The organism is Streptomyces sp. NRRL F-6676, from assembly GCF_000725625.1.
GTDB lineage: Bacteria > Actinomycetota > Actinomycetes > Streptomycetales > Streptomycetaceae > Streptomyces.
Genome location: NZ_JOHS01000064.1, coordinates 19,287 through 43,491, shown reverse-complemented (window position 1 = coordinate 43,491; position 24,205 = coordinate 19,287). Strand labels below are relative to the sequence as shown.

The 24,205-nt window shown below is 73.2% G+C and carries 21 protein-coding genes, 1 tRNA gene and 1 pseudogene; 17 read left to right on the top strand and 6 right to left on the bottom strand.

What is annotated here, in order from left to right:
• The 6 genes and pseudogenes from IO29_RS39730 to IO29_RS27755 form a co-directional block, all read left to right on the top strand.
• Positions 1-1,511 (top strand): annotated as a pseudogene (locus tag IO29_RS39730) (beta-N-acetylhexosaminidase); the annotation flags it as partial.
• A gap of 36 nt (positions 1,512-1,547) precedes the next feature.
• On the top strand, positions 1,548-2,612 hold the full coding sequence (locus IO29_RS39725) for an FAD binding domain-containing protein (RefSeq protein WP_234316394.1): 1,065 nt from the start codon (positions 1,548-1,550) through the stop codon (positions 2,610-2,612).
• Entirely contained in the window at positions 2,609-4,432 is a 1,824-nt protein-coding gene (locus tag IO29_RS27765; RefSeq protein ID WP_030383393.1) for a 2Fe-2S iron-sulfur cluster-binding protein, read from the top strand. Before IO29_RS39725 ends, IO29_RS27765 begins: the two co-directional genes overlap by 4 nt.
• Entirely contained in the window at positions 4,429-6,732 is a 2,304-nt protein-coding gene (locus IO29_RS27760; protein WP_030383394.1) for a xanthine dehydrogenase family protein molybdopterin-binding subunit, read from the top strand. Before IO29_RS27765 ends, IO29_RS27760 begins: the two co-directional genes overlap by 4 nt.
• A complete protein-coding gene (locus IO29_RS38670) occupies positions 6,729-6,905 on the top strand; it encodes a hypothetical protein (protein WP_158709351.1) in 177 nt (58 codons plus the stop codon). The genes IO29_RS27760 and IO29_RS38670 overlap by 4 nt, the downstream gene beginning before the upstream one ends.
• Before the next feature lie 340 nt (positions 6,906-7,245).
• Complete coding sequence (locus IO29_RS27755) at positions 7,246-7,836, top strand: SUKH-4 family immunity protein (protein ID WP_030383395.1); 591 nt, start codon at positions 7,246-7,248, stop codon at positions 7,834-7,836.
• A gap of 50 nt (positions 7,837-7,886) precedes the next feature.
• Here IO29_RS27755 and IO29_RS37080 read toward each other — a convergent pair whose 3' ends face one another.
• The gene (locus IO29_RS37080) at positions 7,887-8,492 is read right to left on the bottom strand and encodes a TetR/AcrR family transcriptional regulator (RefSeq protein WP_158709350.1); all 606 of its coding nucleotides are present in this window, start codon (positions 8,490-8,492) and stop codon (positions 7,887-7,889) included.
• A gap of 153 nt (positions 8,493-8,645) precedes the next feature.
• Here IO29_RS37080 and IO29_RS27745 point away from each other — a divergent pair, with 153 nt between their 5' ends.
• Entirely contained in the window at positions 8,646-9,734 is a 1,089-nt protein-coding gene (locus IO29_RS27745; RefSeq protein ID WP_234307710.1) for an SDR family oxidoreductase, read from the top strand.
• 275 nt (positions 9,735-10,009) lie between these two features.
• On the opposite strand, the gene IO29_RS27740 is transcribed toward IO29_RS27745, so the two are convergent.
• A tRNA-Cys gene (locus IO29_RS27740) sits at positions 10,010-10,084 on the bottom strand.
• A 210-nt stretch (positions 10,085-10,294) separates the two neighbouring features.
• Here IO29_RS27740 and IO29_RS27735 point away from each other — a divergent pair.
• From IO29_RS27735 to IO29_RS27710, 6 genes are all read left to right on the top strand, one after another.
• Positions 10,295-11,776, top strand: a complete 1,482-nt coding sequence (locus IO29_RS27735) for an MFS transporter (protein WP_030383398.1) — start codon at positions 10,295-10,297, stop codon at positions 11,774-11,776.
• A 32-nt stretch (positions 11,777-11,808) separates the two neighbouring features.
• Positions 11,809-12,006, top strand: a complete 198-nt coding sequence (locus tag IO29_RS27730) for a hypothetical protein (protein ID WP_030383399.1) — start codon at positions 11,809-11,811, stop codon at positions 12,004-12,006.
• Complete coding sequence (locus IO29_RS27725) at positions 12,006-12,374, top strand: type II toxin-antitoxin system death-on-curing family toxin (RefSeq protein WP_030383400.1); 369 nt, start codon at positions 12,006-12,008, stop codon at positions 12,372-12,374. The genes IO29_RS27730 and IO29_RS27725 overlap by 1 nt, the downstream gene beginning before the upstream one ends.
• 132 nt (positions 12,375-12,506) lie before the next feature.
• Positions 12,507-14,306, top strand: a complete 1,800-nt coding sequence (locus IO29_RS27720) for a DEAD/DEAH box helicase (protein ID WP_030383401.1) — start codon at positions 12,507-12,509, stop codon at positions 14,304-14,306.
• Between the two features lie 391 nt (positions 14,307-14,697).
• Complete coding sequence (locus IO29_RS27715; RefSeq protein ID WP_030383402.1) at positions 14,698-15,339, top strand: IclR family transcriptional regulator; 642 nt, start codon at positions 14,698-14,700, stop codon at positions 15,337-15,339.
• A gap of 199 nt (positions 15,340-15,538) precedes the next feature.
• Positions 15,539-16,330: a S16 family serine protease gene (locus IO29_RS27710; protein WP_030383403.1), complete on the top strand. Its 792-nt coding sequence runs from the start codon at positions 15,539-15,541 to the stop codon at positions 16,328-16,330.
• A 49-nt stretch (positions 16,331-16,379) separates the two neighbouring features.
• Here IO29_RS27710 and hppD read toward each other — a convergent pair whose 3' ends face one another.
• A complete protein-coding gene (hppD, locus tag IO29_RS27705) occupies positions 16,380-17,525 on the bottom strand; it encodes a 4-hydroxyphenylpyruvate dioxygenase (RefSeq protein WP_030383404.1) in 1,146 nt (381 codons plus the stop codon).
• A gap of 124 nt (positions 17,526-17,649) precedes the next feature.
• Here hppD and IO29_RS27700 point away from each other — a divergent pair, with 124 nt between their 5' ends.
• Positions 17,650-18,123: an Lrp/AsnC family transcriptional regulator gene (locus IO29_RS27700; RefSeq protein WP_030383405.1), complete on the top strand. Its 474-nt coding sequence runs from the start codon at positions 17,650-17,652 to the stop codon at positions 18,121-18,123.
• Positions 18,124-18,432: 309 nt separating this feature from the next.
• Positions 18,433-19,839: an FAD-binding oxidoreductase gene (locus IO29_RS27695; protein WP_030382804.1), complete on the top strand. Its 1,407-nt coding sequence runs from the start codon at positions 18,433-18,435 to the stop codon at positions 19,837-19,839.
• 38 nt (positions 19,840-19,877) lie between these two features.
• Here the strand turns inward: IO29_RS27695 and IO29_RS27690 are convergent, their stop codons facing one another.
• On the bottom strand, positions 19,878-20,315 hold the full coding sequence (locus IO29_RS27690; RefSeq protein ID WP_030382803.1) for an SsgA family sporulation/cell division regulator: 438 nt from the start codon (positions 20,313-20,315) through the stop codon (positions 19,878-19,880).
• Positions 20,316-20,596: 281 nt separating this feature from the next.
• On the opposite strand from IO29_RS27690, the gene IO29_RS27685 reads away from it, so the two are divergent.
• Positions 20,597-22,129 (top strand): RDD family protein, encoded by a 1,533-nt coding sequence (locus IO29_RS27685; protein ID WP_030382802.1) that lies wholly within the window; start codon positions 20,597-20,599, stop codon positions 22,127-22,129.
• 79 nt (positions 22,130-22,208) lie between these two features.
• Here IO29_RS27685 and IO29_RS38665 read toward each other — a convergent pair whose 3' ends face one another.
• Complete coding sequence (locus IO29_RS38665; protein ID WP_158709349.1) at positions 22,209-22,733, bottom strand: hypothetical protein; 525 nt, start codon at positions 22,731-22,733, stop codon at positions 22,209-22,211.
• A 405-nt stretch (positions 22,734-23,138) separates the two neighbouring features.
• Here IO29_RS38665 and IO29_RS27675 point away from each other — a divergent pair, with 405 nt between their 5' ends.
• Positions 23,139-23,822: an RDD family protein gene (locus IO29_RS27675; RefSeq protein WP_078618531.1), complete on the top strand. Its 684-nt coding sequence runs from the start codon at positions 23,139-23,141 to the stop codon at positions 23,820-23,822.
• A gap of 27 nt (positions 23,823-23,849) precedes the next feature.
• On the opposite strand, the gene IO29_RS37075 is transcribed toward IO29_RS27675, so the two are convergent.
• A complete protein-coding gene (locus IO29_RS37075) occupies positions 23,850-24,110 on the bottom strand; it encodes a hypothetical protein (RefSeq protein ID WP_078618530.1) in 261 nt (86 codons plus the stop codon).
• Positions 24,111-24,205: the final 95 nt, after the last annotated feature.

Here is a 24,205-nt window from a genome sequence, read left to right as displayed (position 1 = left end):
CCCCCGGCACCCCCGCCCGCACCCGCGTCCGCCTCGCCCTCACCCCCCACCTCGCAGAGGAACTCGGCGGCCCGGAGGGCTACCGCCTCACCACCACCCCCCACTCCGTCACGCTCACTGCCGCCGCGGAACCCGGCCTCTTCCATGCCGCCCAGACCCTGCGTCAGCTCCTCGGCCCCGAGGCCTTCCGCCGCGCCCCCGTCACCCCCCGCCGGGAGTGGCCCGTCCCGGCCGTCACCCTCCACGACAGCCCCCGCTTCCGCTGGCGCGGCCTCATGCTGGACGTGGCCCGGCACTTCATGCCCAAGGACGGCGTCCTGCGCTACCTCGACCTGATGGCCGCGCACAAGCTCAACGTCCTCCACCTCCACCTCACGGACGACCAGGGCTGGCGCATCGAGATCCGCCGCCACCCCCGCCTCACCGAGGTCGGCTCCTGGCGGGCCCGTACCAAATTCGGCCACCGCGCGTCACCCCTGTGGGAGGACAAACCGCACGGCGGTTTCTACACGCAGGACGACATCCGCGAGATCGTCGCGTACGCCGCCGCCCGGCACATCTCCGTCGTCCCCGAGATCGACATACCGGGTCACTCCCAGGCCGCCATCGCCGCGTACCCCGAACTCGGCAACACGGACGTCGTCGACACCTCCTCCCTCGCCGTCTGGGACAACTGGGGCATCTCTCACAACGTACTCGCCCCCACTGACACCACCCTCCGCTTCTACGAAGAGGTGTTCGAGGAGGTCCTGGACCTGTTCCCGCCGGACGCGACCGCGTTCTCAGGGGGCTCAGAGGGCTCAGAGGGCTCAGGGGGCTCAGGGCCCGCGGGGTTCGCGGGGTTCTCGTCCTTCTTCCACATCGGCGGCGACGAGTGCCCCAAGGACCAGTGGCGCGACTCACCCACCGCGCAGGCCCGCATCAAGGAACTGGGCCTGGCCGGCGAGGACGGGCTCCAGGCATGGTTCATCCGGCACTTCGACGCCTGGCTGGCCGCACGCGGCCGCCGCCTCATCGGCTGGGACGAGATCCTGGAGGGCGGCCTCGCACCCGGCGCGGCGGTGTCGTCCTGGCGCGGCTACGAGGGCGGTGTCACGGCCGCGCGCGCGGGCCACGACGTCGTCATGTGCCCGGAGACGGAGGTCTACCTGGACCACCGTCAGGACCCGGGCCCCGACGAGCCCGTGCCCATCGGCTTCGTCCGCACCCTGGAGGACGTCTACCGCTTCGACCCCGTTCCACCGGAGCTCACCCCGGACGAGGCCGGGCACGTCCTCGGCGCCCAGGCCAACGTCTGGACCGAGGTGATGGAGGACCAGGGACGCGTCGACTACCAGGTGTTCCCGCGCCTGGCCGCCTTCGCCGAGGCCGTCTGGTCACCCCTTCCCCCGCCCGCCGCCCGGGACTTCGCCGACTTCACCACCCGCATGAAGTCCCACTACCCCCGCCTGGACGCCCTCGGTATCACCTACCGTCCGCCCCACGGCCCCCACCCCCGCCACACCCGCCCAACCCCACCAAACGACCCCAACCCGCCCCGACCCGTAATGACCGCCCAAACCACGCGCAACCCCCGCCGGGAGGGCGAACACCCCCTAGCGGACCCCCGCATCCGCCCCCCGCGAAGATGTGCCAGAGTTGCCACGTCCGCCCTGTCGGCACGTACCGTACGGCAGCACAGGCAGGACCAGGTGGGGCAGCGGGAAGGGGCAGCCGGTTTGACCACGCACGCACCGCAGACGGCGCAGGCCGTGACGCTGCCCGGGTCACTGGACGAGGCCGTGGCGGCACTCGCCGCCACGCCCGCCGCAGTGCCCGTGGCGGGCGGCACGGACCTCATGGCGGCGGTCAACTCCGGGCAGTTGCGCCCCGCCGCCCTCGTCGGCCTGGGCCGCATCAGCGAGATCCGCGGCTGGCAGTACCAGGACGGCCACGCACTCCTCGGTGCCGGCCTCACCCACGCCCGCATGGGCCGCCCCGACTTCGCCGCGCTCATCCCCGCCCTCGCGGCGGCGGCCCGCGCGGCCGGCCCCCCGCACATCCGCAACGCGGGCACGCTCGGCGGCAACATCGCCTCCGCCGCCCCCACCGGGGACGCGCTGCCCGTACTGGCCGCCCTGGAGGCGACGCTCGTCATCGCCGGACCGGGCGGCGCCCGCCGCGAGATCCCGGTCTCGCACCTCCTCGCCGGCATGGAGATGCTGCGCGGGGGCGAACTCATCGGCTACGTGCGCGTGCCGCTGCTGCACGCCCCCCAGGTCTTCCTCAAGGCCACCGGGCGCACCGGCCCCGGCCGGGCCGTCGCCTCCGTGGCCCTGGTCCTCGATCCCGCCCGGCGCGGGGTGCGCTGCGCGGTGGGCGCCATAGCGCCGATGCCGCTGCGCCCCCTGGACGCCGAGCACTGGGTCGCCCAGCTCATCGACTGGGACAACAACCGCACGATCGTCCCGGAGGCGCTGACCGCCTTCGGGGACTACGTCGCCGCGGCCTGCATCCCCGACGCCGTCCCGGCCGAGGACGGCACGGTGGAGCAGCTGCCGCCCGCCGTACTGCACCTGCGGCGCACCGTCGCCGCGCTGGCCCGACGAGCACTGGGGAGGGCGCTGTCGTGACCGACGACCAGCACGGGGAGGACCCGCGCCCGGAGGCCCCCCGCGGCTCCTGGGAGCGGCTGCCCCAGGGGGACTACGACGACGGTGCCACCACCTTCGTCCAGCTCCCCGAGGGCGGCATCGACGCCCTGCTCGCCTCGCACACCCCGCTCGCCGCGCCCGGTCACGGCTATGTGCCGCCGTCCATCACGCCGACCCCGCAGCAGGGCGATCCCGTCGACGGCGCCGCCCACGGTGCGCCCGGCGGCTGGGGCGTCCCCGCCGGGGGCACGGGCTGGCCCGACGCGGCCCCCGGCACGGACCCGGGGTACCCGCGGCACGCGCAGCCGGCCCACCAGGACCCGTACGGGAACCCGCACCACGATCCCCGTCAGGACCCCCGTCACGATCCCCGCCAGGGTCCGGCGGGCGGTGACACGTCGGGCCACGGGTTCGCCTACCACCCGCAGTCCACCGGGCAGTGGACCTTCGAGGAGCCCGCGCACCCGGGCGCCGCGCCGGGCGACGCCGGCCCCGGTCACGACGTCACCGGCGAGTGGTCGATCCCCGTCGCCGGGGGCGATCTGCCGGACGAGTCGGGCGAGTTCACCACGTCGTCGCTGGTCGAGCAGTGGGGCGGCACCCCGCCGCCGACCCTGCCCGGCGGTGCCGCCGCGCCCTGGGCGCCCCCGGGTTCCGAGGAGCGGCCCGCCGAGGCCCCTGGCGGCCCGTTCGACGGGCCGTACGCGCCGGAGGGTCACGCGAGTACCCCGGAGGCCCCCGAGGCCGCCCAGGGCCCGTCCACGCCCACCGGCCCCGCACGCCCCGGCGCGCACGACCCGTACGCCGGGAACCGCCCCGGCACGGCCCCCTATGCCGCCCACGGGGACCCCGCCCACCCGGACCCGTACGCCGCCGGACCGGAACCGGCCGCCGGTGCCGACGACGGCCGCGCCCCCGTCGAGGAGCACGCCCCGGACGCCGAACCGCCCGCAGCGACCCCCGAGGACGCCCCTGAGGGCGACGAGGCTCCTGAAGAGGCGGATCGGCCCCAGGAGGCGGACCCGCCCCAGGAGCGGCCTTCCGCCGAGGACCCCGCCCCGCAGCCCGGGGACGAGCCCGCACCCCAGGACGCCGACGCGCCCCAGGAGGCGGACGCCCCGGACGGCACCCAGGAGGACGCCGCCCGCGTCGGCGAGGCGCCCACGTCCCTTCCCGACGAGCACCCCCTCGTCTCGTACGTCCTGCGGGTGAACGGCACCGACCGCCCCGTCACCGACGCCTGGATCGGTGAATCGCTGCTCTACGTGCTGCGCGAGCGCCTGGGCCTCGCGGGCGCCAAGGACGGCTGCTCCGAGGGCGAGTGCGGGGCGTGCAACGTCCAGGTGGACGGCCGGCTCGTCGCCTCCTGCCTGGTGCCCTCGGTCACCGCCGCCGGCACCGAGGTGCGCACCGTGGAGGGGCTCGCCGTCGACGGGCAGCCCTCCGACGTGCAGCGGGCGCTCGCCCGGTGCGGGGCCGTGCAGTGCGGCTTCTGCGTGCCCGGCATGGCGATGACCGTGCACGACCTCCTGGAGGGCAACCCGGACCCCACCGACCTGGAGACCCGTCAGGCGCTCTGCGGCAACCTGTGCCGCTGCTCCGGCTACCGGGGCGTACTCGACGCCGTACGGGAGGTCGTCGCCGAGCGCGAGGCCCTCGGCGCGGCCGAGGACGAGGCCGACGGCGGGACGGGCGACGAGGCCGGGCCCGGCGAGCCGCTCATCCCGCACCAGGCGGGCCCCGGCGCGGGCAGCGTCCACCACGATCAGTCGTACGGCCAGGACGGAGGCCAGCGTTGAGCAACGAAGCCGCCACCGCGCCCACCGCGGCGGCCGTACCCGCCCCCGAGCCGCTGCCGCACGGCATCGGTGTGTCCCTGCCGAGCGCCGACGCCCGCGCCAAGACGGAGGGCACCTTCCCGTACGCGGCCGACCTGTGGGCCGAGGGCCTGCTGTGGGCGGCCGTACTGCGCTCCCCGCACCCGCACGCGCGCGTGGTGTCCATCGACACCAGCCACGCGCGCGAGATGCCCGGCGTGCGCGCCGTCCTCACCCACGAGGACGTGCCCGGCACCCCGCTGCACGGCCGGGGCCGCGCCGACCGCCCGGTGTTCGCCTCCGAGGTCGTACGCCACCACGGGGAGCCGCTCGCCGCCGTCGCCGCCGACCACCCGGACACCGCGCGGATGGCCGCCGCCGCCGTCATCGTCGAGTACGAGGTGCTCGACCCGGTCACCGACCCCGAGCAGGCGTTCGAGGCCGAGCCGCTGCACCCGGACGGCAATCTGATCCGGCACATCCCGCTGCGCCACGGCGACCCGGAGGCGGCCGGTGACATCGTCGTCGAGGGCCTGTACCGGATCGGCCGCCAGGACCCCGCCCCCATCGGCGCCGAGGCCGGACTCGCCGTGCCGCGCCCCGACGGCGGCGTCGAGCTGTACCTCGCCTCCACCGACCCGCACGCCGACCGCGACGCGGCCGCCGCCTGCTACGGCCTGCCACCCGATCAGGTGAAGATCGTCGTCACCGGGGTGCCGGGCGCCACCGCCGACCGCGAGGACCAGGGCTTCCAGCTCCCGCTCGGCCTGCTCGCGCTGAAGACCGGCTGCCCGGTCAAACTCACCGCCACGCGCGAGGAGTCCTTCCTCGGCCACGTCCACCGCCACCCCACCCTGCTGCGCTACCGCCACCACGCCGACGGCGAGGGCAGACTCGTCAAGGTCGAGGCGCAGATCCTGCTCGACGCGGGCGCCTACGCCGACACCTCCGCCGAGGCCCTGGCCGCCGCCGTCTCCTTCGCCTGCGGCCCCTACGTCGTCCCGCACGCCTTCATCGAGGGCTGGGCGGTGCGCACCAACAACCCGCCCTCCGGGCATGTACGCGGCGAGGGCGCCATGCAGGTGTGCGCCGCCTACGAGGCCCAGATGGACAAGCTGGCCAAGAAACTCGGCGTCGACCCGGCCGAGCTGCGGCTGCGCAACGTGCTGGCCACCGGCGACGTGCTGCCCACCGGGCAGACCGTGACCTGCCCGGCGCCGGTCGCCGAACTCCTCCAGGCGGTACGGGACTTCCCGCTGCCGCCGCTGCCCAAGGACACCCCCGCCGACGAGTGGCTGCTCCCGGGCGGCCCCGAGGGCGCGGGCGAGCCCGGCGCGATCCGCCGGGGCGTCGGCTACGGCCTGGGCATGGTGCACATGCTCGGCGCGGAGGGCACCGACGAGGTCTCGACCGCCACGGTGAAGGTCCAGGACGGGGTGGCGACCGTGCTGTGCGCGGCCGTCGAGACGGGGCAGGGCTTCAGCACGCTGGCCCGGCAGATCGTCCAGGAGACGCTCGGGATCGACGAGGTGCACGTGGCCCCCGTCGACACCGACCAGCCGCCCGCGGGCGGCGGGGCCCGGGGCCGGCACACCTGGGTGTCGGGCGGGGCGGTGGAACGGGCCGCGAAGATGGTCCGCACCCAGCTCCTCCAACCGCTCGCACACAAGTTCGGCATGTCCACCGAGCTGCTCCAGATCACCGACGGCAAGATCACCTCGTACGACGGCGTCCTGTCGACCACCGTCACCGAGGCGCTGGACGGCAAGGAACTGTGGGCCACCGCCCAGTGCCGCCCGCACCCGACCGAGCCGCTGGACGGCTTCGGCCAGGGCGACGCCTTCGTGGGGCTCGCGTTCTGCGCGATCCGCGCGGTGGTCGACGTCGACATCGAGCTCGGCTCGGTACGGGTGGTCGAACTGGCGCTCGCCCAGGACGTGGGCCGCGTCCTCAACCCGGCGCAGCTCGCCGCGCGCATCGAGGCGGGCGTCACGCAGGGCGTGGGCGTGGCGCTCACGGAGAACCTGCGCACCGCGCGCGGGGTCGTGCGTCACCCGGACCTCACGGGGTACGCGCTGCCGACCGCCCTCGACGTCCCCGACATCAAGATCGTGAAGCTGGTCGAGGAGCGGGACGTGGTGGCCCCGTTCGGCGCCAAGTCGGTCAGCGCGGTGCCGGTGGTGACCTCCCCGGCGGCCGTCGCCTCGGCGGTGCGCGCGGCGACGGGCCGCCCGGTCAACCGCCTGCCGATCCGGCCGCAGGCGGCGGTGGTGACGTCGTGACGGAGCGGGAGGCGGGGTCGGACGCGGTCCCGGACGTCTCGGACGCCCCTTCCGGTGCGGCGCCCGGGGAGCGGTACGAGCCGCCGCCGAGCATGGGCAAGCTGCTGCTGTGGATCCTGGTGTTCGTCCTCGCCGCGGTGGTCGTGGTGGCGGGCGGGGTCTACTTCACCTGAGTCGGCGTCCGCGGTCGGGGCTACTTCGCCTGAGTCGGCGTCTGCGGCCGGGTCTGCTTCACCTGAGCCGGCTGTCCGCGGTCGGGGTCTGCTTCACCTGAGTCGGCGTCCGCGGCCGGGACCCCGGCGACGCTCGGTGCACCCACCCCGGTGTGCCCCAATTCACGTGCCGAATCGGCCTGTTGGGGCCTTCCGGCCGTGCGTTGTGCGGGCCGTTGTCAGTGGGGCGGCGTATGGTTTTTCGTGTCGGGGAGGCCCGCGGGGGATGTGGGCCGCCTCGCCGCTCGACGGCATGCGGCGAGGTGCAGCAGGACACGGGCCACGGTGCACGGGGGAAGCGATGAACACGATCTGCCCGAAGGGGACGGCGGACACGGCGGCGGAGCAGCTGCCGCCGTGGACGGCGGTCCGGGCGCGCACGGAGACGCGCCGGTGGCCGACGGGCCGCCCCGGCCGGCCGGGCGGACTCGCCCTGGACCTTCCGGACCGCTTTCTGGACGACGCGTTCGGCGCGGGCGCGATCGTCCGCTTCGAGGACGTCGACTTCCCGGCCACGCTCACGCACGAACCGACCCGCCGCTTCCTGCGCGAGGTCGGCCTGCCCGAGCGGGGCTACGGCTTCGAACTGGACACGGACGTCCCGCTGCCGACGCTCACGGAACACGCCGAGTACGCGGCGGAGCACGGGCACTTCGGGCCGGCCCCGGCGCCCCGTCAACTCCCGTACCTGGCCGACCGCCTGATACGCCTGGGCACCCTGCTGCCCGGCACGGAGCTGGTCCTCGACGGCGCCACGGGCGAGGTGCGGTGCTGGCGCAGCCCGGACCCCGCCCCGCACCCGCTGACGGCCGACCTGTCCACGCTCATGGTCACCATCTGGCTCCTGCACCGAGACCGCCGCACCTCGGCGGTCCGCCGGGCGTACGCCTGACCCGCCGCCCCGGGCGGGCCCCCGGCGCACACGGCCGTGCGCGGCGCCGGTCAGCCGACGTGGGTCCGGTCCACGCCGTTCAGCAGGGCGCGGACGGTCTCGCGAGCGGCGGGGACGGTGTGACCCGCCTCCAGTTCGACGAGGGCGGCCTCCGAGCCGAGCGCCATGATCAGACGGGTGCTGATCGACGCCGGAGTCAGGCCCATCGCGCGCACGCTCGGCTCCGCGAGGCCGATGAGCCGCGCCACGCGGTCGGTCATCGTGGCCGTGAGTTCGTCCCGCGCTCTCGCCTCGAAGCCGAGTGCCTTGACGCCCGGGTGGGCGAGGCACGCGTCGAGATAGGCGTCGAGCGCGGCGAGGAGGAACTCCCGGCCGGGTGCGAGCCCGGCGGTGGCGGCGGCCACGGCGTTGCCGATCTGCTCGTAGAAGCGCTGGTGGAGGGCGTCGACGAACGCGTTCCGGTCGGGGAAGTACACGTAGAAGGTCCCCTTGGCGACGCCCGCCTGCGCCGCGACGGCCGCCACGCTCAGCCCGCCGAGCCCGTCCCGCTCGGCGACCGCCTCTCCCGCCCTGAGCAGGGACTCCTTGGTGCTGCGGCCCTTCGGGGTCACCGGTGTGGAGTCGGGGCGCGGGTCGTCGGCAGGAGGTGTGGGCACGCCGTCATTGTAGGAGGACGGCACGAACATGACCACTCGGTCAGAAAAACATGACCGCGCGGTCATTAAGGTGCTACCGTCGAGCGGGACCGAAAACGTGGACCGGCGACTCGGATATGCGAACAGCCGTGCGCGAGCAGGGAGTGAGGCGTCATGAGCGGTGAGACGAGCGGTGCGAATGAGGGGACGAACGAGGCCATGAGCGGTGAGACGGTGCTGGTCACCGGCGGCTCGGGATTCCTGGGGGTGCACTGCGTCCTGCGACTGCTCGAAGCCGGGCATCGGGTGCGCACGACCGTCCGCCGGCCCGCGCAGGAAGAGACGGTCCGGGAGATGCTGCGCACGGCCGGCGCCGAGCCGGGGGAGGCGCTCGATGTGGTGGTCGCCGACCTCACGTCCGACGAGGGGTGGGCGGCCGCGGCGAAGGACTGCGCCTACGTCCTGCACGTCGCCTCCCCCTACCCGGCGACCGTGCCGCAGCACGAGGACGAACTGATCGTTCCGGCCCGTGACGGCACCCTGCGCGTGCTGCGCGCCGCGCGCGACGCGGGGGTCCGCAGAACGGTGCTGACCTCGTCCTTCGCGTCGATCAGCTACGGCCATGCCGAATGGGAGCGGACGTACACCGAGCGGGACTGGAGCAACCTCGACGGCGCGCACATCTCGGCGTACGCGAAGTCCAAGACGCTCGCCGAGCGGGCGGCGTGGGACTTCGTGGAGCGCGAGGGGGACGGGCTCGAACTGTCCGTGATCAACCCGGTCGGCGTGCTCGGACCGGTCTTCGGCCCCGACTACTCGACGTCCATCACGCTGGTCCAGCGCCTGCTCGACCGTGATCTGCCGGGCGTGCCCCGCCTGTCCTTCTGCTTCGCCGACGCCCGCGACCTCGCCGACCTCCATCTGCGCGCCATGACCGACCCGGCCGCCCGGGGCGAGCGGTTCCTCGGCTCGTCGGGCGGGCCGATGTGGGTGGCCGACGTCGCCCATGTCCTCCGGGACCGCCTCGGGCCGCCCGCCGCCCGCGTCCCCACCCGCCGCATACCCGACACGCTGGTACGCCTGGCCTCCCGCCTGGACGCCACCCTGCGTGGCTTCGTGCCGGACCTGGGCCTGGTGAGGGGGGCGAACGCCGACAAGGCCCGCGACGTACTGGGCTGGCGCCCCCGCCCGCCGGAGGAGGCGATCGTCGCCACGGCGGAGAGCCTGCTGAGGCTGGGCCTGGTGAAGAGCGCGAAGCCGTAGCGCGCGCACGGCGTCGCCCGGCAGACGGGAATTGTCGGACAGGCCCTGGCGCGCCCCTCGCGGTGAGGCGTGCGCCGGAGGCCGTGGCGGGAATCGAACCCGCGTAATTCCCCGCGGACGGAGTCCGCTGATGGATGCGCGGACGGAGTCCGCTGATGGATGCTGCGCAGGCGAATCCCCTGGGGGTGTGGAGGCCGTGGCGGGGATCGGACCCGCGTAATTCCCTGCGGACGGAGTCCGCTGATGGATGCTGCGCAGGCGAATCCCCGGGGATGTGGAGGCCGTGGCGGGAATCGAACCCGCGTAATTCGCTTTGCAGGCGAATCCCTGAACCACTCGGGCACACGGCCAAGCAGAGGCGGCACGGCTCACTCGTTCCGCCCTGGTGTCTCGACGGTACGGGGACGCGTCGGACGGGCTCAAGGGAACCGGGGGCCGTGCAACGGGACTGCCATGTGCCGTTCACAAAGCGGCGGGAGGGCAGCCCTAGGACCATGGTCGGACGGGAGCACCGCCCTCCGACAGGGGTCATTGTCGGTGACGCCCCTTACTCTGGCCGCATGAGCGCCCTCGACCCGCGCGACGCCGATGTCGCCGACGCCGTACCGACCACCACCCCGCCGCCCCCGCCCGTCGCCGCCGGGGGCGTGCTGAGCGGGCCGTACCGGGCGCTGAGCATCGGCATCGTCTCCGTCGTCCTGCTGATCGCCTTCGAGGCGACGGCGGTGGGGACGGCGATGCCGGTGGCCGCCCGGGAGCTGCACGGGGTGTCGCTGTACGCGTTCGCGTTCTCCGGGTACTTCACCACCAGCCTGTTCGGCATGGTGCTCGCCGGGCAGTGGGCCGACCGGCGCGGTCCGCTCGGCCCGCTGACCACCGGCATCGCCGGCTTCGCGGCCGGGCTGCTGCTGTCCGGGACCGCAGGGGCGATGTGGACGTTCATTCTGGGCCGGGCCGTGCAGGGGCTCGGCGGCGGGCTGGTGATCGTCGCGCTGTACGTGGTCGTGGGGCGGGCGTATCCGGAGCCGTTGCGGCCGGCCATCATGGCGGCGTTCGCGGCGGGGTGGGTGGTGCCGTCGATCGTCGGTCCGCTGGCCGCCGGGGCGGTCACCGAACAGCTCGGCTGGCGCTGGGTGTTCATCGGGATACCCGTGCTGGTGGTACTGCCGCTGGCGCTCGCCCTGCCGCAGATACGCCGCCGGGCGGGCGGCCCGGCCGAGGGCGCGTCGGCGACGGTGGCCGAGTCCAAGGCGTCCGGCCGGCGCCGGCTGCGGCTGGCCCTCGCCATCTCGCTCGGCGCCGGGCTGTTGCAGTACGCCGCGCAGGACCTGCGGTGGCTCTCGCTCCTGCCCGCCCTCGCCGGCGTCGGCCTGCTCGTACCGGCCGCGCGCGGACTGCTGCCGCACGGCACCTGGCGGGCCGCCCGCGGACTGCCCTCCGTGGTGCTGCTGCGCGGGGTCGCGGCCGGCTCCTTCATGGCGGCCGAGTCGTTCGTGCCGCTGATGCTGGTCACCCAGCGGGGCCTGTCGCCGACGCTCGCCGGGTTCTCGCTCGCGGCGGGCGGCGGGACATGGGCGATCGGCTCCTGGGTGCAGTCCCGGCCGCGTCTGGAGCGGTACCGGGAGCGGCTGGTCACGGTGGGGATGGCGCTGGTCGCGGCGGCCGTCGCGACCGCCCCGAGCGTCCTCGTCGACGGCGTGCCCGCCTGGACGGTGGCGGTGGCCTGGGCGTTCGGATGCTTCGGGATGGGGCTGGTGATCTCCTCCACCAGCGTGCTGCTGCTGAAGCTGTCCGCGCCGGAGGAGGCGGGCACGAACAGCGCGGCGCTGCAAATCTCCGACGGGCTCAGCAGTGTGCTGCTGCTGGCCGCCGGGGGAGCGGCCTTCGCCGCCCTCGGCGGCGGCACGGTCGCGCACACGGCCGCCGACGCGACGACGACCGGCGCCCACCCGGCCGCCTTCGCCGCGGTGTTCCTGCCGATGGCGGCGGTGGCCCTGGCGGGGGCGTGGGTGGCGGGGCGGTTGCGGGCGCCGCTGCGCTGACACCATGCGGTACCGCGCGGTACCATGCGGACATGGCCGGACTGAACCTTCGCTTCACCGACGAAGAACTCGACGCCCTCCGCGAACGCGCGGCCGCCGAGGGGCGCAGCATGCAGACCTTCGCTCACGATGCGGTGATCGCAGCCATAAACGAGCACTCACGGCTGTTCAACGAGGCCGCCGATCACGTACTCCGGGCCAGCGCCGAGCTGAACCGGAGGCTCGCCTGATGTACTACCTCACGCTCCCCGAGTTGCTGAACCTCTCGAAGCGGCTCGGGGCCGCCGAGGTGCGCGACTACGGGCTCCTGGACTCCGCCCTGGCACGTCCCCAGTCGAGTGTCTTCGGCCAGGACGCCTACCCGGACGTGTGGCAGAAGGCCGCGGCGCTGATGGAATCCCTCGCCCGCAATCACGCTCTCGTGGACGGGAACAAGCGCACCGCCTGGTACGCGACGTGGGTCTTCCTCCACATGAACGGATATCCACTGGACCCGGACTTCGACGTGGACGAAGCCGAACAGTTCGTACTGGACGTGTCGCAGGGTGCCCTGGACGTACCCAAGATCGCTGCTCAGCTGCCGCAGTTCGCACGCTGAGGTCGCCGTCACTTCCCCTGTGACGCGTGTCGCAGTCGCAGGGGAGGCGGCATCGTTGGCCGGGAGACCGGGCCACGCCCCCGGTAGGGTGGCCCGGTTGCCGTGCCCGCGCCCGACCCCGCCCCGGAGACCGTGACTACCACCCCCGCCCCCGCAGCCTCCTCGCACCACCTCTCGCCCGCCTTTCCCGGCCGTGCCCCCTGGGGCACCGCCGGCAAGCTGCGGGCCTGGCAGCAGGGGGCCATGGACAGGTACATCCAGGAGCAGCCGCGCGACTTCCTCGCCGTCGCCACCCCCGGCGCCGGCAAGACGACCTTCGCGCTCACCCTCGCCTCCTGGCTGCTGCACCACCACGTCGTGCAGCAGGTCACCGTCGTCGCGCCCACCGAGCACCTGAAGAAGCAGTGGGCCGAGGCCGCCGCGCGCATAGGCATCAAGCTCGACCCCGAGTACAGCGCGGGCCCGCTCGGCCGGGAGTACGACGGCGTCGCCGTCACCTACGCGGGCGTCGGCGTACGGCCGATGCTGCACCGCAACCGGGTCGAGCAGCGCAAGACGCTCGTCATCCTCGACGAGATCCACCACGCCGGTGACTCCAAGTCCTGGGGCGAGGCATGCCTGGAGGCGTTCGAACCGGCCACCCGGCGGCTCGCGCTCACCGGTACACCGTTCCGCTCCGACACCAACCCGATCCCCTTCGTCGCGTACGAGGAGGGCCAGGACGGCATCCGGCGCTCGGCCGCCGACTACACCTACGGGTACGGCAACGCGCTCGCCGACGGCGTCGTCCGGCCCGTCATCTTCCTCTCCTACAGCGGCAACATGCGCTGGCGCACCAAGGCGGGCGACGAGATCGAGGCCCGGCTCGGCGAGCCGATGACCAAGGACGCGATCAGCCAGGCCTGGCGCACCGCGCTCGATCCGCGCGGCGAATGGATGCCGAGCGTGCTGCGCGCCGCCGACCAGCGGCTGTCCGAGGTCCGCAAGGGCATTCCGGACGCCGGCGCGCTCGTCATCGCCTCCGACCAGGACTCCGCGCGCGCGTACGCGAAGCTGATCCGCGAGATCACCGGCCACAAGGCGACCCTCGTACTGTCGGACGACGGCGGGGCCTCCGACCGCATCGACGAGTTCAGCCAGAGCGACGACCGGTGGATGGTCGCCGTCCGCATGGTGTCCGAGGGCGTGGACGTGCCCCGGCTCGCGGTCGGCGTGTACGCGACGACGATCTCGACGCCGCTGTTCTTCGCCCAGGCCGTCGGCCGTTTCGTCCGGTCCCGGCGGCGCGGCGAGACCGCCTCCGTCTTCCTGCCGACCGTGCCGGACCTGCTCTCCTTCGCGGGCGAGATGGAGCGCGAGCGCGACCACGTCCTCGACAAGCCGAAGAAGCACGGCGAGGAGGACCCGTACGCCGAGTCCGAGAAGGAGATGGACGAGGCCAACCGGGAGCAGGACGAGGACACCGGCGAACAGGACATGCTGCCGTTCGAGGCGCTGGAGTCCGACGCGGTGTTCGACCGGGTCACGTACAACGGAGCGGACTTCGGGATGCAGGCCCATCCCGGGAGCGAGGAGGAGCAGGACTACCTCGGCATCCCCGGGCTGCTCGAACCCGACCAGGTGGAACTGCTGCTCCAGAAGCGGCAGGCACGGCAGATCGCGCACAGCCGGAAGAAACCGGCCCAGGAGGCGGATCTGCTGGAGATGCCGGCGGAGCGGCGGCCCGTGGTCACCCACAAGGAACTCCTGGAGCTGCGCAAGCAGCTGAACGGGCTGGTCGGCGCGTACGCCCACCAGAGCGGGAAGCCGCACGGCGTCATCCACACCGAACTCCGCCGCGTCTGCGGCGGCCCCCCCAGCGCGGAATGCACGGCCGGCCAACTGACCCAACGCATCACCAAGGTCCGCGAATGGGCGACCCGCATGAAGTAGGGGCCGCCCCGTAAGGGGCGCGGGACGTGTCCTTCGCGCGGCTCCGCCGCGGGGTGCGCGAGCGACCCCCGTGCTCCCGCACCCGCCCACCATCCCCTCGCCCCCGAGCCCTTGGGTGGGCATACGCGGGCAAACCCCGCCCGCCCCCCACTCGCCCCTGCCCGGATTCTGGACGGAGGCTTCCGCTCAGCGAACTCGCTTCGCTACTGTCCCGCTACGCACACGCCCCGTGGCAGTGCCGCCGCGGAGCGCAGCCGTGAAGCGACTCGAGGTCCGGAACCACCGGGCCGCCGGCCGATCGGCGGCCTTCACGCGCGCCACTGACGGGACATCGGTGACGCATCCGCCGGCGCGGAGGCCCGCCGACCTCACCACTGAAGGAGTGGGCGTCGTGACCGCGGAGACATCCCAGACGCTCGATCGGGGCCTGAAGGTCCTGAAACTGCTCGCCGACACCGACCACGGGCTGACCGTCACCGAACTCTCCACCAAACTGGGCGTCAACCGGACCGTCGTGTACCGGCTGCTCGCCACCCTCGAACAGCACTCCCTCGTCCGCCGCGACCTCGGCGGCCGCGCCCGCGTCGGCCTCGGCGTGCTGCGCCTGGGCCGCCAGGTGCACCCGCTGGTACGGGAGGCCGCGCTGCCCGCGCTCCGCGCGCTCGCCGAGGACATAGGCGCCACCGCCCACCTCACCCTCGTCGACGGCACGGAGGCACTGGCCGTCGCCGTCGTCGAGCCGACCTGGACCGACTACCACGTCGCCTACCGCGCCGGCTTCCGCCACCCCCTCGACCGCGGCGCCGCCGGCCGCGCCATCCTCGCCGCCCGCCGCACCCCGCCCGACGACCCCGGCTACACCCTCACGTACGGCGAGCTGGAGGCCGGGGCGAGCGGCGCCGCGGCCCCGCTGATCGGCGTCACCGGCGTCGAGGGCAGCGTCGGCGTGGTCATGCTCGCGGACGCGGTGCCCGAGCGCGTCGGCGCCCGCGTCGTCGACGCCGCCCGCGAGGTCGCCGAAGCCCTGCGCTGAGGCATTCCGGATGCCAGGGGAAGAGGGATGCTCGGGGAAGAGGGATGCTCGGGGAAGAGGGATGCTCGGGGAAGAGGGGTGCTCGGGGAAGAGGGGTGCTCGGGGAAGAGGGGTGCTCGGGAAGAGGGATGCTCGGGAAGAGGGATGGCCGGGCGGGAGGCCGGGCGGCCGTCCGTCGGCGTCACGTTAGATTGACTCCGTGCTCTCTCGCCTCACACGCCCCCGGGCCCTCGCCGTCTGTGCCCTGCCCGTCGTGGCCCTGCTCGCCACGGCGGGCCTCGCGCCGCTGCCGTTCTCCCTGGCGCAGCCCGGGATGACCGCGAACGTCCTCGGCGAGAACAAGGGCGACCCGGTCATCACCATCACCGGCGCGCCCACCCGCCGTACCACCGGGCAGCTGAGGATGACGACGATCGAGGCGACCGGCCCCGACGCGCACATCTCGCTCGGTGACGTGCTCGACGGCTGGTTCCGCACCGACCAGGCGGTCATGCCGCGCGACTCGGTCTACCCCAGCGGCGACAACGTCAAGGAGATCGAGCAGCACAACACCGCCGAGATGAAGGAGTCCCAGGACGACGCCACCAAGGCGGCCCTCGCCTATCTGGGCAAGTCCGCCTCGGACGTCGACGTCACGCTGAAACTCGCCGACGTCGGCGGCCCCAGCGCCGGCCTGCTCTTCACCCTCGGCATCATCGACAAACTCGACGGCGACGGCAGCGGCGGCGACCTCACCGGCGGCCGCACCGTCGCCGGTACGGGCACGATCGACGCCGGCGGCAAGGTCGGCCCCGTCGGCGGAGTCGGCCTCAAGACGCAGGCCGCCCGGCGCGACGGCGCCACCGTCTTCCTGGTGCCCAGGGCCGAGTGCTCCGACGCGAGCGCAGACCTCCCCAAGGGGCTGCGGCTGGTCCCGGTCACCACCCTCAAGGGCGCGGTCTCCGCCCTCGTCGCCCTGGAGAAGGGCAAGGGCTCGGTCCCCAGCTGCTGAACCCTTTCAGCCACCGGAACCGAGCCCCTCGTCACCCGCCGTCAGCGGGTCACAGATTGCCGCGCTTCTCCTGCTCCCGCTCGATCGCCTCGAACAGCGCCTTGAAGTTGCCCTTGCCGAAGCCCATCGAGCCGTGCCGCTCGATGAGTTCGAAGAACACCGTCGGCCGGTCCTGCACCGGCTTGGTGAAGATCTGCAACAGATACCCGTCCTCGTCCCGGTCGACGAGGATCTTCAGCTCGCGCAGGGTCTCCACCGGCACCCGGGTCTCGCCCGCCCACTCGCCGAGCGTGTCGTAGTACGAGTCCGGCGTGTTCAGGAACTCCACCCCGGCCGCCGACATCGTGCGCACCGTCCGCACGATGTCGTTGGTGGCCAGCGCGATGTGCTGGACGCCGGGACCGCCGTAGAACTCCAGATACTCGTCGATCTGCGACTTCTTCTTGCCCATCGCGGGCTCGTTGATCGGGAACTTGACCTTCAGCGTCCCGTCGGCCACCACCTTCGACATCAGCGCGCTGTACTCGGTCGCGATGTCGTCGCCCACGAACTCCTTCATGTTCGTGAAGCCCATGACCTTGTTGTAGAACTCGACCCACTCGTTCATCCGGCCCAGCTCCACGTTGCCGACGCAGTGGTCGACCGCCTGGAACGTGCGCTGGGCCGGCGGCTCGACGATCGGGTCGGCCGCCACGTACCCCGGCAGGTACGGGCCGTCGTACCCGGTCCGCTCGACGAGCGTGTGCCGCGTCTCGCCGTACGTGGCGATCGCCGCGATCACCACCGTGCCGTGCTCGTCCTTCAGCTCGTACGGCTCGGCGACCGAGGTGGCGCCGTGTGCGACGGCGTACGCGTGCGCGGCCCGGGCGTCCGGGACGGTGAGGGCGAGGTCGACGACGCCGTCGCCGTGGTCGTCCACGTGCTGGGTGAGGAAGTGGCCCCAGGTGGAGGACGGCTTGACGACGGAGGTGAAGACGAACCGGGCGGAGCCGTTCTCCAGCACGTAGCTCGCGGTTTCACGGCTGCCGTTCTCCGGTCCGGAGTAGGCGACCAGCCGCATGCCGAAGGCGGTCGAGTAGTAGTGCGCGGCCTGCTTGGCGTTGCCCACGGCGAAGACGACCGCGTCCATTCCCTTGACCGGGAAGGGGTCTGCCTGCCGTGCGGTGTCGGGAGTGTGGTGTGTGGTCTGCGTCATACTCGCAGGCTCTCCCGCATCCGCAAGGTGCGCAATAGTTTGCGTTTCGGCTGGGCACTCTGCCCAGTGAGGGGCCCGTGAAAGCCGTCGATCTGTACAGGATGCCCATGTCCGGGAGGTGGATATGACGATCGACCGCCTGGACGCCCGGCTCATCGTCCTGCTGGCGCGCGAGCCGCGGATCGGGGTGCTGGAGATGTCGCGCCGGCTGGGCGTGGCCCGCGGCACGGCCCAGGCCCGCCTCGACCGGCTGCGGGAGCGGGGGGTCGTACGCGGCTTCGGCCCCGAGGTGGACCCGGCGGCGCTCGGCTATCCGGTGACCGCGTTCGCCACGCTGGAGATCCGCCAGGGCCAGGGCGCGGACGTCCGCACGCACCTGGCCAGCGTCCCCGAGGTACTCGAACTGCACACCACCACGGGCCGCGGCGACATGCTCTGCCGCCTGGTCGCCCGCTCCAACGCGGACCTCCAACGCGTCATCGACCGCGTGGTGGCCCTCGACGGCATAGTCCGCGCCTCCACAGCCATCGTCATGGAGAACCCGGTCCCGCTGCGAATCATCCCCCTGGTGGAACAGGCGGCGAGGGACGCGGAGTAGGGGGGCGCCAGGGGGCGCGGCCCCGCGCGCCCGGGGCGCCAGGGGGGCGCCCCTTAAGGGGCGCGGGGCTGTGTCGTCTGCGCGGCTCCGCCACGACAGCGCGACCACCACCGCGCCCTGAAGGGGCGCGGGGAACTGCGCGACCAGCCCCCACCCACCCGCACCCGACAGCCCACCCCCCCCGGGGTCCAAGGGGCGGAGCCCCTTGAAGGGACGGGAAGGGTAGGGGCGGCGGGGGCGAGAAAAGCCCACCCGAACCCCCGCTCACCGGGGCTTCACACCCCCACCCCCCAATGCCACCCTCGGATCATGAGCCGCACCCACACACCCCCCGACGCAGCGACAGCAACCTCCACCCTCCTCACCCGCCTCCGAACCGCCCTCCCGCCGGAGGCAATCCTCACCGACCCCGACATCACCACCACCTACGCCCACGACATGGCGAGCTTCTGCCCCTCCGGCACCCCCACCGCCGTCGTCCTCCCCCGCACCGTCGAACAGGTCCAGCACACCCTCCGCACCGCCACCGACCTCCGCGTCCCCGTCGTCCCGCAGGGCGCCCGCACCGGCCTCTCCGGCGCGGCCAACGCCACCGACGGCTGCCTCGTCCTGTCACTCGTCCGGATGGACCGCATCCTGGAGATCGACCCCGTCGACCGCATCGCCGTCGTCGAACCCGGCGTCGTCAACGCCGCCCTCTCCCGCGCGGTCGCCGCCCACGGCCTCCACTACCCCCCGGACCCCTCCAGCTGGGAGAGCTGCACCATCGGCGGCAACATCGGCACCGCCTCCGGCGGCCTGTGCTGCGTCAAGTACGGCGTGACCGCCGAGTACGTCCTCGGCCTGGACGTCGTCCTCGCCGACGGCCGCCTGCTGCACACCGGCCGCCGCACCGCGAAGGGCGTCGCCGGCTACGACCTCACCCGCCTCTTCGTCGGCTCCGAGGGCTCGCTCGGCGTCGTCGTACGGGCCGTGCTGGCACTGAAGCCGAAGCCGCCGGAGCAGCTCGCGCTCGCCGCCGAGTTCTCCTCCTCGGCCGCCGCGAGCGACGCCGTGTGCCGGATCATGGAGAGCGGCCACGTCCCCTCCCTCCTCGAACTGATGGACGCCACGACGGTCCGGGCGGTCAACGCGATGACCCGCATGGGCCTGCCCGAGTCGACGCGCGCCCTGCTGCTCGCCGCGTTCGACACCCCCGACCCGGCGGCCGACCTCGCCGCCGTCGGCGCACTGTGCGAGGCGGCGGGCGCCACCGCCGTCGTCCCGGCGGAGGACGCCGCCGAGTCCGAACTCCTGCTCCAGGCGCGGCGCATGGCGCTCCCCGCGCTGGAGGCGGCGACCGGCACGACGATGATCGACGACGTGTGCGTCCCCCGCTCCCGGCTCGGCGACATGATCGAGGGCGTCGAACGCATCGCGGAACGGCACCGGCTGACGATCGGCGTCTGCGCCCACGCGGGCGACGGCAACACCCACCCCGTGGTCTGCTTCGACGCCGCCGACCCCGACGAGACGCGGCGGGCCCGCGCCTCGTTCGACGAGATCATGGCGCTCGGCCTGGACCTCGGCGGCACGATCACCGGGGAGCACGGGGTGGGCGTACTGAAGAAGGAGTGGCTGGCCCGCGAACTCGGCCCGGTCGGAGTGGAGATGCAGCGCGGGATCAAGCAGGTGTTCGACCCCCTGGGCATCCTGAACCCGGGCAAGCTGTTCTGAGTGCCCGGGCTCGGGCCGGTGGCGCTGAAGGCATGGGTTCAGGTCAACAGCTGGGACAGGTCGTCGTCCAGCCCGAGCCGGTCGCCCTCCGACCCCGGCGGCACGATCCGCAGGGTCCGCTCCAGCCACGCGGCGACGGGGGCGGCGGGGGCCTGGAGCAGGGCGTCGCCGTCGGGGGAGGTGAGCGCGAGCATCAGGGTGCGGGCCGCGAGCCGGCCGTCGGTCTCCGTCTTCACCGGCCACACCCGTACGTCGCCGTGGCCGGAGGGACGGAAGACCCCGTCGATGAGGATGTCCCGGGCGAAGGTCCAGTGGATCGGATGGACGGAGTCGATGTGAAAGGTGAGGTGGACGGCGTACGGGTCCTCGGTGCGGTAGGCGAACAGGGCGGCCACGGGGACGCTCCGCTCGGGGGAGAGGACCAGTCTCAGCTCCAGTTCCCGCTCGACCTCGGTGATGTGTTCGTGCTGCCCCATGCGGCGCTCCCCTTCTTGCCGTTCTTCCCGTCGCTTCCCGCGCGTGTCTGTCGTACGCGTGCCCGCGGTGGGTCCGCGTACGGGGGAGAGCACCCGGGCGTGGGAAGCATTACGCGAGTCGGGGGAAAAAATTCCGACCGATGTGGTCCAGGTGTGAGAAGGGCGTGTGCGGTGTCGCCCGTAAAGGGCCGGGTCCACCCGGACCGGGGTGTCATGTGCGCCGATTCTGATAGAGATGTGGAGCCCCCGATGACCCCTCGAGCAGATACGGGACGACGGACATGAGTGCCCCCACCCCGGCCCCCGGCGACGACAGGCCCCGCGAGGGGTATTACCCGGACCCGTCCATCCCCGGCTACGTCCGGTACTGGAACGGTGCGACGTGGGTGCCGGGCACCAGCCGCCCGGCCCCGACGGACGGCGGCCCGCTCGCGCCCCCACCGGGCGTGCGGCCGGCGGCTCCGGCACCGTCTGTGCCCGCGCCCGCGGCTCCGGCGCAGGTGGAGGAGACGGGACCGCACTTCTTCGACGAGGAGGAGGCGGGCGGCGGCGGGTCGGCGGCCGGCCCCACGGCCGAAGCCGCGCAGCCGCAGCCGACCTCGCAGCCGCAGCCGTCCTCGCAGCCGCAGGCCGCCGACGGTCCCGGTGCCGCCGACGCGCAGCACGGGCGGCGGCCGGAGCCGGCCTCGGCGTGGGGCGCCGACCGCGCCCAGCAGTCCGGCTTCGGCGGCGACCGGGACCGCCAGGTCTCGTGGGGCGCGCCGGGGGCCGCCGATCCGCGCGTCCCGCACACGTCCGCGCCGCAGGCCCAGCCGGACGGCCGGGCGGCGCGCACGGACGATACGGCGACGATCCCGCCCGCGGAACCGGAGCCGCGGCCGGGCGCGGACGCGCGGCCCGAGGGCACGATGGTGTTCCGCCGTCAGGTGAGGACGGGGGAGACGCCGGGCGGCGGCGCCGACCCGGCGTCGGCCGCGCGCCAGGCGCTCGGCCTGGACCCGAACGCACCGGCGGGACGGGTACCGCAACAGGGCCCGGTGGCGGCACCGGCACCCCCACCACAGCAGACGACACCGGCGGCGCCCGCCGCGCGGGCAGCCACCCCGCCCGCCGCGCAGCCGCCCGCGGCGGCGGTACCCGCACAGAGCCAGAGCGCGCCCCCGCCCTCCCCCGTGACCACGGGCCCCGGCGGCGGACAGCCCTCCTGGGCACAGCAGGTGCACCAACTGGCCGGTGGAGCCGGCGGGCCCGGTGGAGCCGACGGGGAGCCGGTGGCGCCGTGGAAGCCGGTGGTCGAGGACCCGTTCCAGGCACTCGTCCGCAACCAGGCCGCGGCCAGACCCGCGGGCCTGGGCAAGCGACTGCTGGCCCGGCTGATCGACACGGTGGTCGTCGGCGCGATCACGGCCACGGCGGCGGTACCCCTCGGAGCGAAGGCACTCGACCACGTCAACGACAAGATCGACGCGGCGAAGCAGTCCGGCGAGACGGTGACGGTCTGGCTGCTCGACGGCACGACGTCGGTGTACGCCGGGATCGTGCTGGCGGTACTGCTGATCGCCGGCGCGCTGTACGAGGCGCTGCCGACGGCGAAGTGGGGCCGCACGCTGGGCAAGAAGCTGTGCGGGCTTCAGGTCCGGGACATCGAGGCCCACGAACCGCCGAGCTTCGCCGCGGCACTGCGCCGCTGGCTGGTCTACAGCGTGCCGGGCCTGCTGGCGATCGGCGTCGTGGGCGTCGCCTGGTGCCTCTTCGACCGCCCCTGGCGCCAGTGCTGGCACGACAAGGCGTCCCACACGTTCGTGGCGGCGTGAGTCGCGCCGAGGGGCCTCCTGATGCTCCATGGCTTTCTCACCCATGGTCGCTCGGGAGGCCCCATTCACCCCCGCCGTTTCACTCCGTGATGGTGATTGAATCAACCCCGTACCGCTGGGCGAGTCGGCGCTTCGTCTTCGCCACCACTCCCTCCCCGGTGAGATAGGCGCCGTCCGCTTCGCCGAGGTCCTCGAACACGGCGTCGGGAAAACGCGACTGAAGGTAACTCATACAGCCCCGTACGGAACCTCCGATGAGGGAAAGGGTCCACCCGGCTCCGGTGCCCATGCCCACAAGCGAGATGATGCCGTCCTTGAGGCTGGTGCTACCTGATCCGCCGGTGCCGGTGGAGTCGCTGTGAATCATGAATGCCGTCTCGCCGTCGAATCCGCACACGGCGACGCACGGTGCAAGGTCGTAGGTGTAGAGGACCTTGTCACGACTCCGGGTGGTTTTTCCGCGTGTGTTTCCTTGTCGAACGAATTTGCCCTTGAAGGTCAGCTTCTCGCGCTCGGAGGAGGAGCGAGAGGACCGCTGAACCGCTGATGGCGCCCCGCTCGCGGGAGCGGCGTTCCACTGACCGTTCTTCATGGCGGTGGCCACCGCGGCGTTCCCCGCGGACCGCTGCAGGGTGGATAAGGAAGCCGCGGTGGGATGCGACAGGGTCGGCGCCGCATCCGCGACGGTGGTGGTCCCGGACCGCGAGATGCTGTGACCGGGCCGCCGCGTCGACCTTCCGTGGGTTTCCTTCTCCCCAGCCTTCTCGTCTTGTCTTCGCATACTTCCTCTTTCATGTACCGCGTGGGCACGGCGTTCGAGGAGCCCGCTGTTCCATCGAGCAAGCCCAAGGTGTAGCGCGGAACTGTAATCGACCTCACGTAACGGTGCGATCAGCGGCCGCGGTCCGCCCAGTTCTCGGACGACGAGGGACGAGGACGTCTTCGCTCCGTACCCCGGACGGGCCCCCGCCGGATGCGCCGCTTCGCCCCGCGCGGTCGACTCGTGGCCATGAGCACCGAACCGCCGCCGCCCCCCGACGACGACCCGCTCCGAAAACCCCCGTACGGTAACCCACCCCCACCCGGCGGCAGCCCCTACGACCAGCCCGGGGGAAGCCCGTACGACACCCCCGGCCAAGGACCCCCGGGTCACCCGGGCTACCCGGGGGACCCTGGGGACCCATACGGGTCGTACGGCGGTGGCCCCTACGGACCCGCCCCCGACCCCCTCGCCGGTATGCCGCCGCTCGCCGACAGCGGCAGGCGCGTGCTCGCGCGCCTCATCGACCTCGTCCTCGTCGGCATCGTCGTCTGGCTGCTCTCCTACGCCTTCCACACCACCCAGTACGACTACGACATGGACGGCGGCACCGTCGACTACGGCGCGTCGATCGGGCAGTCCGTCATCGCCGCCGTGCTCTACATGGCGTACGACACCGTGCTGATCAGCCGCACCGGCCAGACCCTCGGCAAGAGGTGGCTCCACCTCAGGGTCGCGGATCTCGGCAACGGCGCCACGCCCTCCGTGTCCGCCAACCTCATGCGCGCGGCCGTGCTGTGGCTGCCCTTCGCGTTCTGCTGCGCGTGCGTCTGGACGGCGATCTCGGGTGGCTGGAGCTTCTTCGACCGCCCGTACAAACAGGGCCTGCACGACAAGGCGGCCAAAACGGTGGTGGTCAGCACCGACAGATGACACCCACGGCGCATCTCACGGCGCATCTCACGGCTTGGCCGGCTCCCGCACCGCACCGGCTCCCGCACCCACGGCCTCGGGGGACCCGCCGGCCCTCCTGGAGGACGGCGACGACGACGCCGGCACCGGCACCGTGACCGCCACGAGCAGTCCCAGCACCATCGCCGCGACCGCGATCAGGGCGATCGCGAGCACCGAACTCGCCTGCGACAGCAGCAGCATGGCGAGTGTGGAGAAGATCACGGTGCAGGATCCGTAGACGAGCTGTGCGGTGGTCGGACGAGGCATGGTCAGTCCTCGGGGTGGTTCTCCCCCCGGTGCCTCTCGCGCTGGGGGAGAGATGGCGGACAACGGTCGTGGTGGTGGCGGGGCGGCGGAGCGGA